This window comes from Streptomyces nidicola (genome assembly GCF_050106155.1).
Classification (GTDB): Bacteria; Actinomycetota; Actinomycetes; order Streptomycetales; family Streptomycetaceae; genus Streptomyces.
Genome location: NZ_JBNBPI010000001.1, coordinates 2,978,902 through 2,993,502, shown reverse-complemented (window position 1 = coordinate 2,993,502; position 14,601 = coordinate 2,978,902). Strand labels below are relative to the sequence as shown.

Here is a 14,601-nt window from a genome sequence, read left to right as displayed (position 1 = left end):
ACCACGTAACGGAAAACCCCCGTTCCAGGGGCCAAAGGAGAGGATGACCTCATGAACTCTTCCGAGAAGCTGATCTCACACGCCCGTGAGGGGCACTTCCAGGAGGCACTGCCTCAACTGCTCGAGATCGCTCGGAGGCCCGGTGGCGCGCGTGGCCCTGTCTGGGAAGCGGCGGCCGCGTCGATCCAGATCCTGGAGTGGCTGGACCGCCCCGGTGAGGCCGCGGATCTGGCCGAGTTCCTGATCCGGACGGACGGGCCGAGCGGCGGCGAGCTGTGTGACCAGGACATGCCGTTCGATCAGGCGTTCCTGGCCGCACCGAACGTCTCGCCGGATGCCATCGCGGACCGCCTTGCCGAGGTGGCGGAGACAGTGCCGACCGGACGCGTACTGCACAAACGGCTGTCCTGGCTTTCCGGGCAGCTGGCTCAGCGCCCTTTGACGGAACTGCTGCCGGGGTTCAGGCCCTGGGGCGTACCGCTTCCGCCGTCGGGCGCCAAACACCGTTCTCCACTCGTGGAGCGTGACTTCGAATCGCTCACCGCCGACGAGCAGCACGTCGTCTGGATGTCGCTCAGGACCGCAAACGACTTCCCGCGCGCACACGATCTCGTCGTACAGGGCGGGCACACCCCGCCGCGCTACGCCGAGTGCTCCTGGATGGCAGGATGGTACGCGGTCGAAGGAGACATCGAGCGCGGCGAAGCCATGATGCTCGCCGCACACAGCCGATGGCACCCGTACAAGAAATGGGATGCCATCCCGACGGCTCCCGTCCTTCAGCCCACTCTCCGCCTGGTCACCACGGACCGAGTGCGAGAGCACTATCTGACACGACCCATCGGCCCGGAAGCGAAGTGATTCGGAATGTCCGACGACGCCACGCCTGACGGCGCAACGCCCAAGGACTCAATGCCCGACGGTGCGACGTCTGCCGACGCACTGGAACAACTGCTGAGCCGGGCCCGCGGCCCCATGGGCCCGGCCATCGACCTCGACTTCGGCTGGGAATCGGGCCCCCTCGCCGAACTCGGCACGGTCATCTCCACGATGAACGGCTTCTTCCTCTTCAACGCCGGCGTCCAGGTATTCCGCGCGGGCGACGAGGGCCTCGGCCCCGACCTCCTTTCCTGGAATGCCGAGGACACGTGGAAAGACACCTACGACGATCTCGCCGACGACATCTTCTGTTTCGGCCAGGACCTCTTCGGTACGCAATTCGGCATCATCGACGGCACGAAGGTCGTCACGCTCAACCCGGAATCCGCGGAGCTCACTGAACTCGGCACCAGCCTGAACGACTGGGCGGCCTGGCTTCTCGACGACCCCGACGTCAACGGCACGGCGAGCTTCGCGTACGCCTACCAGAAGGCGAACGGCGCGCTGGACCCGGCCGAGCGCCTGATCCCCCGCCGCTTCTTCGTCGCGGGTGGCGGTTACGACTTCGACAACTTCAAGGTCGTGGACGCGGCGACCGCGATGCGGATCCGGGGCCCGATCGCGCAGCAGGTGTTCGACCTTCCGGACGGGGCGACGCTACGACTGCCGAGCCCGAACCCCTTCGGGTGAGCTGTGGGCCCGGCGATGGACGGTACGTTGCCCGTGGTGCCGCAGCGGCTCGCTCAGGGGCATGCTCCTAGGAGAACCTCGGCTCGGGCCACTTGCCCTTGTCCACCCTCGCCCGCCGGGCCAACTCCGCACGCTCCGACCCCAGTTCCCTCCGCCGCAGCTCCAACTTGCCCCAGTCGTCCGGCTTGACGAAGAGCATGGCGGCGGACGTGGGGGAGATGACGACACCGCCGTACGGGAGGTCGCCGGCCACCCAGCCGCCCTCGTCGAACCCTGCCGGCCACCGCGTACTTCCCGCCGCATCGACCCCACGCATCAGCGGAGCACCGTGCTGCCCCCGAATCGACACACGCAGCGCGAACACGGTCCCGTAAACCTTCCTCCGCTCCTCCTTCTTGGCGACCCGCGAGTAGTAGGTAAGCGGGTAGTGACGCAAGACCCGCTTGCAGGCGAAGAGTCTGGTTGCGAACCTGAGGCGGAGCACGGTGTAGATCAGAACGAACAGACCGGGGGCAACCGGCAGCACGGTGAGCGTGGATTCCGGCACGACGCCCAGTTCGATGCAGGCGACCGGCCCGAGCATCAGCGTCACGATCAGACACAGGCGGAATACGAGGAACCTCGCGAGGGCCCGGAAGTTGTGCGACAGCACCCGCTCCACGTCGGGCACCGCGGGAACCGTGGCGGGACTTGAAATTTCTGCGCTCATGGTGAGTTCGTGAGTTCCTTTACGCTCGGGCCGTGCGGGCGGCTTGACGTTTCCTAACCTCCATGAGGTTCACGCCGCCGGGGAGCGCCAGCACTCCTGGCCCCCAGTTGTCGCCCGCGTGCCACGCGCCGTGCTCCATGGCCTCGGGCCACCGGGGCTTACGGGGCACACCGCTGGCGGACATGAGGTGACTCCACCAGTTGCGCGCACCTTCGGCCCCGATCCGCAGCCGCACGGGCACCCCGCTCGGGTCGGTGATCTGCTGCTGTCTGCGTACAGCGGAGACGACCCGCCAGGGGTGCCGCTCGAGCACTCGTCGTATGCGCTTCAGTGACAGACCACATTAGGAATCAGTGAGGGAAAACACCCAGCAAGGCTAGACCTTGTCTCATCATGATCGTCTTACGAGCTCTTACGGCGGCCTGGCCGATGACCTGTTCTGCTTCGGGCGGGACCTTTTCGACGCCCAGTTCGCCATTGTCGGTGACGAGGAAGTTGTTCGGTTCGATCCGGAAACCGCTGATGTGGAGCCCATCGGTACCAGCCTTGAGGATTGGACAGCGTGGCTGCAGTCGGATCCCGACGTCAATGGGGTCAACTCGTTCTCGTACGCCTTCCAGGAGGAGAACGGTGCCTTGAAGCCCGGGGAACGTTTGATTCCGCGTCAATTCTTCGTCGGGGGCGGAGCTTCGTTCGCGGGGTCGGTCGCCGGAAAGGGGGGGCGACCGTCCAAGTCGTCTGCCCGGTCGTTGAGTTGCAAAGGGGCCGGCGATCGATCCTGCAGGCCCGGCCGGGGGACGTGGCTCGTTCCTTTGGTCAGCCCTTTGTGGTAGCGGCACTCCGCCGATGGTTTCATAGAGAACCGAGATAGCGTTGAGCGCCTATTGGGCGGATGGCGCATACAGGGGCGCGTGAGCTATGAGGGCACGGGGGGGGCACCAGCATGTCAACGGGGTACGAGTTCGATCAGGACAAGGCGACGCGGGCCTTCAACCGGCTCAGCGAGGTCGCCGAGCGGATGCAGGCAGCTCGCAAGAGACTCAAGACGGTCGGCCCCAAGACGTTGGGCACCGACGGACTCGACGACGCCTGTGACACCTTCCAGGACGAGTGGGAGGACGGCATCACCCGTATTGAGCGCGCCTCTTCGGAGATTGCCGACAAGCTCAAGACCACGATGGACGGCTACCGGACGAACGAGAACGAGACTGCGCAGGGCTTCGGAGCTCGTTGAGCACGTAGGCATGAGGCCGGGCAGCAGACGTTCGTAGACATGGGGAGGCAAGGGGCATGTCCTGGCGGAGCATGTTCATCGAGGACGACGGGGGCTGGCCGGGGGGCGGCTTCAACCCTGCAAAGGGGGACACCGAGGCGGTCGACCACCTGGCCAGGGACGTGGCTGCCGTCGGGCGTGAACTCGAGGAACTCGAGGAGCTGTTGACCTCCGTCGGCAAAGACGACGGCTGGTGGCGTGGCGACGCGGGCCAACAAGTTCCGGGAGAAGCTGGGGAGCCTGCCCAAGTACCTGCAGCAGGGCAGCGACTCCATGCAGGCGTGTTCGAGCGCGCTGCACCGCTACCACGGATACCTGACCGAGATGCAGTCGCACGCGCAGAGCGTGGAGGCGGAGGCGATACCGGCACGCAAGGACGCGGACGCCAAGCGCCGGCGCCGCGTGGACCTCGCCGACCAGTACGCGGGCCGTGTCTTCGAGGTGGACGAGCTCGAACGCATCCAGCGGACGCTCGATGGCGCCGCCGCCGCGGAGAGTGCCGCCACCGACAAACTCAACAGCCTGATCCGTGAGGCCGAGGACATCCACGCCAAGTGGGAGGACCGTGCGGGCGAGGCCGAGCGCGCCATTCTGAAGGCCTCTGAGAATCATCCGCCGGATTTGTCGGTGTGGAGTCGTGTGGCCGATGGCCTCAAGGAGGCCTGGGGGGACTTCAAGGACTTCCTCGTCGACCACGCGGATCTGCTGTCGACCATTTCTGCGGGGCTCGCCGTAGCCGCGTTGGCGGTGAATGTCGTCCCGGTCGCCGGGCAGGTGGCTTCAGGCCTGTTGGGCGGAGCCTCCGCAGTCTGCGCGGCGGGCGCGATGGCCGGGCACTGGATGGGCAACGCTCGGGGCAATGGCACCCCGGCATGGAAGATCGGGTTGGACGCGTTGGGGGTCATCCCCGGGGTGGGCGGCGCAGTCAAGGGTGCGATTGCCGGAGCCAAGGCGGTGAGAGGAGCAGGGCTGGTAGACAAGGCCGGGGCCGCCGGAGGGGGGATCGTCAGTCGCGCGGCGGCCATGGGGATTCGCGAAGGCTTGGAGAATCCGCTGAGCATGAAGGGGATCAACGCTGCACTGGGGAAGGTCGCGGGGAAGACGCTGCCTCAGCAACCCACACAGCTGGTGATCAAGGGAGTTTCGGCGGTCAAGGGAACCTGGCACGAGCTCACCACCAACGACGACACCACTGTCCAGGCACCCGCTGCTCCGGACAGCTCCAAGTACCGCAAGGCGCTGGCGGCGTGATGGGCGGGTGTCCGATTGTCGTGCGGTCTGCTTCCGACGACCGCGTATCCGATGCGAGCCTCGATCGCGAAGGAGACGCTGAATGAGTACTCCTGGGCCGCCGACGGCCGTTGAGATGAGTGAACTGCGGGTCGGGTGGATCATGCCGCCCTTCGTGCATGAACTCCCTTTGGACGCCGTGTCCGACGACGAAGCCGGGCAGGAACTGTACGAACTGTCGCAGGATCTCCTGCCGGGCAGCAGCCAGGATGACCAGCTCGCGCTTGCTCAACTGCTGGGTGCGCAGCTCATCGAGTTGAAGAGTGCGGATGGGATCTACGCCGGGATGTGCTTCCTGGAGGTGGAGGGCATTGACACCCTGTCCACCGTCCTGGTCACGCAATTCGCACACGACTTGGATGAGGAAGACAGCGCGGAACAGCTCCTTCGTACGGTGGAGACCGCGTACCCGCATGACGAGGTCTTCCCGGTCAAGCTTCCCTGTGGCCCCGCTGTGACGAGGGTTGCGCAAGTTCCGGTATCCGTGCGAGATGCCGACGACGGCGGAACCGCTGACCTGCCACGCGGCCTCCTGCAGACGTACGTTCCGTTGCCCGGCACAGCGGAGTTGCTCCTTTTCGAGCTGAGTGTCTTCACCCCACAGGGCTGGGAAACACACTCGGAACTCTTCGCCGAGATTCTGCGAACCATTGACTGGGCGACGGACATGGAGATCGCCCAGTACACGAGTGCCCACCAGCCGGCGGTTGGGGTCGTGCCCCAGCAGCGAGTTGAGACCGGCCCTGCAACAACTCCGTTCGGATAATCGAGCGCACCGTGGTCCGCCACCCCCTCCGCCCAGCTCACCCCAGGAGCCATGCTCATGATCGACAGTGTCCGTGCAGCCGAGTTCGCCGAGGTAATGCGCCCGCGCGTTGCCGAACTGCTTGAAGCGCGGACGTCCGTCGTCGCACTCTGCTTTATCGAACGTCTCCCCTTGTGGAAGGAGGCGGAACCAGCCACCCCCACGGAGATGCGCCCTGAGGTGTTCAGCAATCTCCGCCGGTCCGGAAACGTGTTCAGCAAGGTTTGGGCGGCTTCATACCAGTTGTTCCTGGGAGGCGACAACAAACCGCCGGCGGGCCCGAAATTCAGCGGCGATCCGGACAAGCGGGAGAAGTACAAGCAGAGCAATCGCGCCTTCTGGGGCGGTTGGAACAGCCTGGCCGGGCAGTTGGAGGCCGCCACCCAGCCGCGTTCAGGTTGGCTGTGCATCCATTCCTTCCTGGTCCTCACGCCGGAGCACCTGCAGATCTTCTACGCCCCGAGCGCTCAGGCAACCGAGTACGAGGTCGGTGAAGGTGCCCAGGCCGGCTGGCAGATTCCACGCTCGCGTTTGAGCTGGATCCGGAAGCACCACAAGAAGGAAGGCTGCTTCGAGTTCGGCTTCGACGACGGTTCCTGGTGCACGCTCTACTTGCCGGCCCACGAGGAGGCCATGCCGCAGATTCCTGGGATTCTGGCGGCGGGGGCGCCTACGCCGTGAACGTGTGGAGGTCGTGAGTCAGTAATCCGTCCTGTGTTCACGGTCCGCTGAAGCAGTGACCAGGTAGGTAACAGGTACACGAAGAGGTACTCCGAGGAGTACAAGCGGGACGCGATCGAGCTCGTACGCTCGTATGGCCGTACGGTAGCCGACGTCGCGTGCGGGTTTGGGGTCAGGAACAGGCGGCGCTCGGTCGAGCTTTTCGAGTTCGGCTTCGCCGGCGGACCCTGGGCCGCCCCTCAATCTCCCCGATCTCGAGGCGTTCCGCACGCAGGTTTCGGGCCTCCTCCCGGCTGGCGCGTCCAGGCCGTAGAGGAGGAGAGCGACGCTTCCCGCGTGCCGGCGCCCACCGGAAAGAGCTGGCGATGACCTGCGACCTCGAACCCATTCCCGCCGACCACTTGGGCCAGGAAACGTGAGTACCGATTTCAGCGTTCACTATCCGACCGCACAAGAGAGGGCAGCGGCCAACTTCCAACTCCTCATCAAGGTACGAGGTGGGAACGCGGTCTACGTCCGAGGGGCGTTTCCGAGCGAGGGCACAGCGGACGGCGGGGGCCGGCGTTTCACCCTCTTCGCGGACCAGGCAGGGAGTGCGCCCTTGTGTTCGGTGGCCCGGCGAACGGCCCGTCCGCATGCGGGCTCCGACCTGGTTGTGACGGGGCCTGACGGGGTGGAGCTGGGTGTGCTGCGACTGCCGACTCCAGGCGGAGGCGGACGTCCCCGATACGAGATGCAACTGCCGGACGGCACAAGCCTGGTCGGCCGTCGCGGAACCGTCGGTGCGTGGATTCTGTACGTGCTGCTCTCGCCGCTGCTGCTGGTCTACAACGTGGCGGGCCTCGTCGGCGGATACGGCCGCCCCGACTGGCATCTGCCGTCGCGGACGGCGTGGCGCGCCAACGGTGGGCTGGGCCGCGCCCCCCCTGAAGTTCTACGGGATGCCCGACAAGTACAAGGTGCGGACGGCCCGTTTGGACATGCGGGTCGTCTATGCGCAGGCCGTACTGCGTGAATGGGACGGCTGAGCCCGGCCGTTCGGAGTTCGGCATGCATGGGGCGTGACGTTTCCGTGGCGGGTGGGGCATCGGGACGTTCGGCCGGGGGACGGGACGTGGCGGCCGACGCGTCTGTCGAGACATCTGTAGGGGCTCCTCCAGCGCGGCCGCTTCGAGCTCCTTTTCGCGGACGGGTCGTGGATCGCTCTGGTCGCATGGCCCTCGACTCATGCGGGGCCGTTCGTCGAGCGCGTGGGTCACTGAAAGGGGCACCCCGAAGCATCCGATTGAGTGCCTTGAAGTGGTGTAGCCGCCGGGACACGTGCCTGAGGTAATTGCTCCGCTTATGCCCCATGAGGCAGCCTGTCCGCCGCACTTGTCGCGCAGTTGTGACGGGCAGCACCGGGCGAGGTGTGGGTGCCGTTCGATAGGCTAAGGACAGGCTTGTGACAGGGGACCGGACTTATCGCCCCCAACGGGAAGAACGGGACTAGCGGGATGAACGGGGAGGGCCAAGCGCATGGCCGGTGACGGGTACAAGGTCGATCTGAGCGCGCTCGACAACGTCATCAAGAAGCTGAACGCGGTTATTGGTGACCTTGGTAAGGCGAACGCGGACACCGAGCACAGGACGTACCTACCGGCCGGTGCGCTGGGTAGGAGTGTCGGTGGGCACCGCTTCGAGGAGGCGGAAGAGCTCTCCAAGGCGCACTCCGAGATGAGGGAGTACCTCAAGGAGGTCGTCCGTCATCTGGAGTCGGTGATGGACGACTTCGGAGCCAAGACCAAGAAGGCGCACGGGGCGTACCAGGACGCCGAGGCGGACACGGCGGGCGGGATGCACGGGGCGGAGTCGGCTTCGGCGCCGTCCTCACCGCCCGCGGCCTCCACGGGGTCGATGTCCGGTGTGTAGCAGGAGAAGCGCACGCGGTAGCGGGTATGCAGGACGTGAAGTGAGAGACGAAGGGGGCCTCGGTCGCAATGAGTGACGCGGGTGCGAGCTACACCTACAGTGCGCCGACCCAGTGCTACGTCGGTGACAACACGACCGACTTCAAGAACCTGGACATGGACACCATGAAGGCCATGGTCCAGGACGCCAAGCCGGACAACGTGCACGACGCCGCCCGGGGCTGGAAAGGTGTCCACGAGCAGCTCGTGGGGATCAAGGAAGCCTACGAGCACGCCGTGGCCGAGGTGTTGGAGCACTGGGAGGGCACATCGGCCGACCAGTTCCAGGCCCGGTCGAAGGTGATCTCCAAGAAGATCCATGACACGTCCACGTACGCCTCGCATGTCTCCACTGCCATGACGAGTGCGGCGAACGTGCTGGGCGACATCCAGCCCATCGTCAGGGATATGGAGAAGCCGAGCGGTGCCAGCAGCCTCGGGGACAAGCTCACCGACGGCGGACGTGACGAGGACGGTCTCAACCGGGATCTCGCCAATAAGAACGTCTCTGCGCAGCAGATTGCCGACGGTCGCGAAGGCGACATGTCGGAGGGGCGTGAGGCGCAGATGAAGATGGCCGTGAAGATGGAGGAGCTGGGGGCGGGCTATAACGCGCAGAGTAGGTCGATGGGGTCGTGGAGGAAGGGGATCGACGACGGCAGGGAGGACTTTCCGGGTGAGCCTGGTGGAGTTGCTCCTGTACCGATCCCCGCTGGGTCCGCAACCGGCCCGTCTGGCGGCGCTGGCACCGGCAAACTCGGCCGCTCCACCGGCTCAGGCGCGCCGATCACGAATGTGAAGTCGCCAAAAACGAGCGGTATCAGCGGGGGAATCGGCTCGCAGAAGCCGACGGCAGGCTCGCAGATCGGTGCCGGCAACCTCAGCTTCAATGGTGGCTCAGGAGCCGGAGGCAGCGGCATCGGTGCGGGTGCAGGTGCAGGCGGCGTCGGTGGTGGAATGGCTGGTTCCGGAGCCGGAGCCGGAGCCGGTGCTGGTGGTACGGGTGGTGCAGGAATCGGCGGCGGGATCGGTGCCGGTGCAGGCCTCGGTGCGGGTGCCGCCGGCCGTGGCGGCGCAGGCGCCATGGGACGTGGCGGCCTCGGCGGTGGTGCGGGTGCCGGAGCTGCCGGGAAGGACGCGTCGAAGGGGCTGAAGGGCAACTCGCTCGCCCGTACGAAGGGCGGCGAGATCGGCAAGTCCGTCGTCAAGCCGGGATCCGGACAGCAGGGCGGTTCCGCTCTGCGTCAGAAGCCGAAGACTGCGACGGGCGGCGCTGGTACTGCTGGGCGCGGTGGCCTTGCCGGGCACGGTGCTCAGACGGGCAAGGGCAAGGACAAGAAGGGGCGCGACAACGCCCGTCCGGATTACCTCGTCGAGGACGAGGAGACCTGGGCAAGCAACCGCACCGTTAACCCCAAGGTCGTGGAATAGTCAGGCCTGCTGGTTAATATGCGGTGAAGACGAGACGGGGCCCGCAGCCTTCAGGCTGTGGGCCCCGCCCTGCGAGGGAAGGTGTTACGGCATGAGCTTCACGCGAGCGCTGCGCGCGGTCGGCGCTGCAGCGGCGGCGGGAGCGCTGCTTTTCGCGGCCGCGCCCACGGCGTCGGCGGACCAAGTCAGAGATGCCCAGTGGCCCTTGTCGGCCTTCTCGGCGGACAAGATTTGGAACGTCGCGACCGGTAAGGGTGTCACGGTCGCCGTGATTGATGACGGCGTCGACGCGAACCACCCTGACCTCAAGGGCAGTGTGCTGGCAGGCAAGGACTTTATGTCCGGGGACGACGACGCCTCGCCCGAAGGCAGCGACGATCACGGAACGCACATGGCTGGAATTATTGCGGCGCACGGCCATGGTGCGGCGGGGGCGGCAGGAGCTAAGGGTTTGGCCCCAGAAGCCAAGATCCTCCCCATTCGTGACGGTAACCAAGGGTGCTTCGCGCGGTCGATTCGTTATGCAGTCGATCAGGGCGCCCAGGTCATCAACATTTCACAAGAAGTCAGCCGGTGCGGAGACCTCCGTGCAGAGCAGGAGGCGATCTCCTACGCCCTCGACAAGGGCGTCCCGATCGTCGCTGGCTCTGGAAACGATGGAGCGAGCGCGGATCACAAGTTCCCGAGCAGCTACCCGGGTGTTCTCTCGGTAGGGGCAGTGACGAGCAGTGGGAAGATTTGGGGCAAGTCGAACTACGGCAAAACCGTACTCTTGGCTGCTCCTGGTGTAGGGATTGTTAATACGGCTGGAGGGTCTACGGGGTACAGCAAGACTAACGGCACCTCTGACTCCACCGCCTTCACCTCGGCCGCCCTAGCGCTCCTCCAGGAGAAGTTCCCCGACCTCTCCGCAGGTCAACTGGTCAACCGCCTCGTCAAGACCGCCGGCCTCCCCGCTTCCGAGAAGGGCGCATCGCTCCCCGACGAGCACTACGGCTACGGCTTCATCCAACCGCTGGCCGCCCTCACCAAGGACGTCCCGGCCGGGTCCAAGAACGGGCCGCTCAAGATCGACGAGCTGAACGCCGCCATCGGCAAAACCAGCAGTGGCGACGCCTCGGCCCCGTCCTCCTCCTCGTCGCCCGACGCCGCCTCCGACTCCTCGGACTCCGGCGGGATGAGCACCGGCCTGATCGTCGGCATCGCCGCTGGCGTCCTCGTCGTCCTGGTGATCGTCGTCATCGTGATCGTGCGCAGCAAGAAGAACAACGGCGGCGGTCCGCCCCCACCCCCCGGTGGTGGCTGGGGTGGCGGTGGTGGCCAGGCGCCGTACCCGGGGCAGCAGCAGTATCCGGCGCAGCAGCCGAATCCGTACCAGCAGGCGCCCGCGCCGGGTTCCTACCCGACGCCTCCCTCGCAACCGCCGTACGGCCAGCAGTAGTTCCCCACGCTGAGCGCCACCGTGCCCCGTGTCCGATCCGGACGCGGGGCGCGGTGCTGTTTGTAGGCGCCCGCCTCGCGCAGAAGACAAGGAGGGCGTGCGTGATGCCGACGGACGGTCGTGAGACCGGAGTCCTGCCCGTCGTTGGCATAGGTTCACAGTGGTCACGCAGACAGAGGGCGCGCGTAGCGCGGGCCTTCTCGGGCGGGCTACAGCTGCTTGAACGGCCCGCGGCCCCACCCGGGCCCGCTTCCGTCGACCGGGGGCGGGCGACCTGCACAGAGGTCGCCCGCCCACGCCATCAGCTGCCCATTTTGATGAGTGAGGACTCGTGCGCCTCGTACACGCCGTTGTTCTCGCCGGTGTTGGACACCGAGGCGAGGAACAGTGAGCCGTCATGCATGTAGGGCATGGCCCAGGTGTCCAGGCCGAGCGCCCCGTCCAGGTGCCCGTAGTACTGCTCTTGTGCTTCTGCACCGGTCTTGGGGTCGAGGCTGACGAGGTACATGGGGTACCCATCGCTGCCGAAGGTGTCCTCGCGCCAGCTGTTGTCGTCGTGTTTGACGGCCAAGAGTTCGTTCCCGGAGCCCTGGACGAGGGCGTACTGCACGTCGGTCCGGATTCCGGTGGACCAGACGCGCCTGCCACTGTCGAGGTCGTATGCGTCGATCGCCGACCACAGCGATGAGCTCTCGTGCGTCTCGGCGATGTACAGGGTGTTGTCGATGACCTTCATCGCGGCCTCAGGGTCACCTGCCGTCGCACCCTCACGCTGAGCGAAGGAACTCTCAGCAGGCCGGGAGCTGTCGCTCGGTCCCAGGACCAGGTTGCTTCTGACCTTGCCGTCATCCTGCAAGACGGTGAACCCGTTCTTTTTTACGTCCCAGGGAACACCGACGATGACCGGAGAGGTCGACACGACCGTCGCGTCGTCTCCGTAGCCCCAGTCACCCTTACCCATGCTGTAGGTCCACTTGGCCTTGCCCGTTGCAGGGTCGACGCCGGCCGCCGTCGAGCTCTGTTCCTTCGGAACGACTCCCACCCAGCGGGTCGTGCAGCGCTGCACTCGCACCAACTGCTTGCCACCGACGTACCCCTGGCCCTTGCAGGCCTTGCCGCCGTACGTCCCGTTCTTGCTGTCTTTCCAGAGCTCCTTTCCGGTACGCAGGTCGTACGCGGTCTTGTCGTTGACCACGACCGTGCCGCCGCTCACTGCCGTGCTGGGGCCGTCGTCACGCTTTGAGATCGTGCGTTGCCACAGCTTCTTCCCGGTCTTGAGGTCGAGGGCGAAGAGGCTGTTGCAGTCATGGACGGCACCAACTGCGAGGACGGCGATGTTCTTGCTCGATACGGAGGAGGCGTGGCAGATCGTTGAGGCGCCCTTGCCCGGAGCGGCCATCCCCCACTGAAGGTCTCCGCTGTCGGTGTCGAGCGCACTGATGCCATCGGTCTGGGCGCGGACGACGGTGTCCCCCGTGAACCAGGTGCCGAGGTAATTCTGGGTGTCGGTCTGGCCTCCGTAATAGGGAAGGCTCCACTCGACAGATGCTTTGGTCGGGTCCAGGAGCAGCCAGGCCACCGAGCCGAAGACGCCCGACATGATGACGCTGAGCACCAGGAGGAAGATCATCAGGCCCTTGCCCCGCTTCTTTCCAGGGGCGGAGGACGGTGGATGTACTGGCGTGAACTGCGGTGGTGCGAAGCCCTGTTGGGGCTGCTGCGGCGGGTAGGGCTGCTGGGGTGCGTAGCCCTGTTGGGGCGGATACGACGAGTTGTAGGGCTGCTGTCCCGATACGGGCGGCATGCCGTTGGAGTAGCCGGGCGTCGTCATGAGATCTGCTTCCTCACGTAGTCGGCCCAGGCGTCCTGGAACTCGTCCGTACCCATACCGGTGGCCTTCGTCAGCTGCGCGTCCATCCCCTTGGGGTTTTTGTACTGCTCGGCCACGAAGGTGAGGGCCTTGTCCTCGCCGTACTTCTCGGCGATGAAACGGATGCCCAGCCAACCCAGCGTGTAGTGCGCGCTGTTCTCCTCATCGATCGTGCTGTGGAAGTTCTCGCTGGTGGGGAGCTTGCCGTCGAAGGGGTCGACGAAGCGGCCCCCGTAGTACGCCTTCAGGGTTCGCACTTCCCTGGCTGCCGCCGCCGAGTCGTTCCGCATCGCCATGTACTCGGCGAAGCCCTCCACCACCCACAGCTGCGCCTGACCGTCGGGGCCTGTCAGCGGCTCCACCAGAGTGTGCGCGAGTTCGTGGTGGCTGATCTCGAGGACGCCCGAGGCGTAGTCGGGGCGGGTGAACCGGCTTTCCGCGGTGTCCATGACGATGCGAGCGCCACCGTTTTGGACGTCCACCTTGGCCTTGCTGCCTCCTGCTGGAACCGCCGGCATCTGGACGGACACGCCCGCTTCGGAGATCGACTCGTCGTCCTCGTCGCCGGTGCCTGCTCGATACATGTTCTTGTAAACCTTGCGGTTCTTCTCGAGCGTGACGACGAAGCCGGGCATCGTTCTGCCGTCCTTGGGGCCATGGGCCTGCCAGCGTTCGAGGTTGTCCTTCGCAGCCTTCTCGATGTACGGGGCGTAGCGGCGTGCATCAGCCGCCTGCGAGGCATCCGACAAGATCACCGTGTGCGGCTTGGCGGTGACGGCCATGGAGTCGTACGCGTCCCAAGGCGCCGGGTAGTTGGTCATCTTGCCGAATCCGGCGAGCTTCGGAGTGGCCGGCCCTACCGCGGTGACCTTCAGGTCCGAGTCCTCGGTCTTCTTCTCGACCGTCCAGCGGTACCACTCGGCGACGGGGGTGGCGTCGGCCCCCTTCACCTGGTGTACGAACGCCACGTCGACAGAGGCTGACGCGCCGGCGCCATAGTGGTCGACGGCCCGGCCGTCGATGTTGAGGAACTGGTACTCCGACACCGCGAACGGGACCTTGCGCAGGTTCGCGAACAGCGAGGCCTGCTTGGTCTTCAGGGCCGACGAACCGCCGTCGAACGGCGCGAGATAGGTGCCCTTGTCGCCGCCCGTGAGCGCCTTGGAGTGCTGCTTCAGAAGGTTCGACATTTCGGCCTGGGTGATCGCGGTCGCCTCACCCCCCTTACCCGCTACTGGCAGCTTGTCGTCGCTGACCGCCCGAACGATGCCGAACACCATCAGGCCGAGCGCGAGGACAGCGATTCCGCCGAAGGCCACGGTCACCCACTTGAGGACCGGGTTCCCGGTGCGCGGCGCATCGCTCTGCGGCGTGATCGGGGGTCTCGGGGGCGCAGGCGGCGGAGACGGCGGCCTGGGTGGCTGTTGCGGGGGATACGACTGCCCGTATCCCTGCGGCGGTTGAAACGACATGGATCCCTCGTTATTGGGGGGACACACGTCCGTCCCCCGTGACGACGCTTGTCATGCATCCGACTCAGGGGACGCGATCCTCATTTTTATCAGATGCTTATATCGGCAACA

At 65.9% G+C, this 14,601-nt stretch carries 12 protein-coding genes; 9 read left to right on the top strand and 3 right to left on the bottom strand.

What is annotated here, in order from left to right; genetic code table 11:
• The first annotated feature begins 51 nt into the window (after positions 1-51).
• Together ACOKM3_RS13450 and ACOKM3_RS13445 are read left to right on the top strand one after the other, a co-directional pair.
• Entirely contained in the window at positions 52-861 is an 810-nt protein-coding gene (locus tag ACOKM3_RS13450) for a hypothetical protein (RefSeq protein WP_426900209.1), read from the top strand.
• Positions 862-912: 51 nt separating this feature from the next.
• Positions 913-1,569: an SMI1/KNR4 family protein gene (locus ACOKM3_RS13445; protein ID WP_426900207.1), complete on the top strand. Its 657-nt coding sequence runs from the start codon at positions 913-915 to the stop codon at positions 1,567-1,569.
• Between the two features lie 67 nt (positions 1,570-1,636).
• Here the strand turns inward: ACOKM3_RS13445 and ACOKM3_RS13440 are convergent, their stop codons facing one another.
• Complete coding sequence (locus ACOKM3_RS13440; RefSeq protein ID WP_426900205.1) at positions 1,637-2,278, bottom strand: hypothetical protein; 642 nt, start codon at positions 2,276-2,278, stop codon at positions 1,637-1,639.
• Positions 2,279-3,221: 943 nt separating this feature from the next.
• Here ACOKM3_RS13440 and ACOKM3_RS13435 point away from each other — a divergent pair.
• The 7 genes from ACOKM3_RS13435 to ACOKM3_RS13405 all read left to right on the top strand — a co-directional run bounded on the left by ACOKM3_RS13435 (position 3,222) and on the right by ACOKM3_RS13405 (position 11,148).
• Positions 3,222-3,512, top strand: coding sequence for a WXG100 family type VII secretion target (locus tag ACOKM3_RS13435; RefSeq protein ID WP_426900203.1), 291 nt, complete (start codon positions 3,222-3,224; stop codon positions 3,510-3,512).
• A gap of 237 nt (positions 3,513-3,749) precedes the next feature.
• On the top strand, positions 3,750-4,802 hold the full coding sequence (locus ACOKM3_RS13430; protein ID WP_426900202.1) for a hypothetical protein: 1,053 nt from the start codon (positions 3,750-3,752) through the stop codon (positions 4,800-4,802).
• Positions 4,803-4,917: 115 nt separating this feature from the next.
• Positions 4,918-5,607: a hypothetical protein gene (locus ACOKM3_RS13425; RefSeq protein WP_426900200.1), complete on the top strand. Its 690-nt coding sequence runs from the start codon at positions 4,918-4,920 to the stop codon at positions 5,605-5,607.
• 57 nt (positions 5,608-5,664) lie between these two features.
• Positions 5,665-6,327, top strand: coding sequence for a hypothetical protein (locus ACOKM3_RS13420; protein ID WP_426900199.1), 663 nt, complete (start codon positions 5,665-5,667; stop codon positions 6,325-6,327).
• 1,518 nt (positions 6,328-7,845) lie between these two features.
• Positions 7,846-8,238 (top strand): hypothetical protein, encoded by a 393-nt coding sequence (locus ACOKM3_RS13415; RefSeq protein ID WP_426900197.1) that lies wholly within the window; start codon positions 7,846-7,848, stop codon positions 8,236-8,238.
• A gap of 68 nt (positions 8,239-8,306) precedes the next feature.
• Positions 8,307-9,707 (top strand): WXG100 family type VII secretion target, encoded by a 1,401-nt coding sequence (locus ACOKM3_RS13410; protein ID WP_426900195.1) that lies wholly within the window; start codon positions 8,307-8,309, stop codon positions 9,705-9,707.
• A 91-nt stretch (positions 9,708-9,798) separates the two neighbouring features.
• On the top strand, positions 9,799-11,148 hold the full coding sequence (locus tag ACOKM3_RS13405) for a S8 family serine peptidase (protein ID WP_426900193.1): 1,350 nt from the start codon (positions 9,799-9,801) through the stop codon (positions 11,146-11,148).
• A gap of 301 nt (positions 11,149-11,449) precedes the next feature.
• On the opposite strand, the gene ACOKM3_RS13400 is transcribed toward ACOKM3_RS13405, so the two are convergent.
• Both ACOKM3_RS13400 and ACOKM3_RS13395 read right to left on the bottom strand, forming a co-directional pair.
• Positions 11,450-12,979 (bottom strand): outer membrane protein assembly factor BamB family protein, encoded by a 1,530-nt coding sequence (locus ACOKM3_RS13400; RefSeq protein WP_426900191.1) that lies wholly within the window; start codon positions 12,977-12,979, stop codon positions 11,450-11,452.
• Entirely contained in the window at positions 12,976-14,337 is a 1,362-nt protein-coding gene (locus tag ACOKM3_RS13395) for a hypothetical protein (protein WP_426900189.1), read from the bottom strand. Before ACOKM3_RS13395 ends, ACOKM3_RS13400 begins: the two co-directional genes overlap by 4 nt.
• Positions 14,338-14,601: the final 264 nt, after the last annotated feature.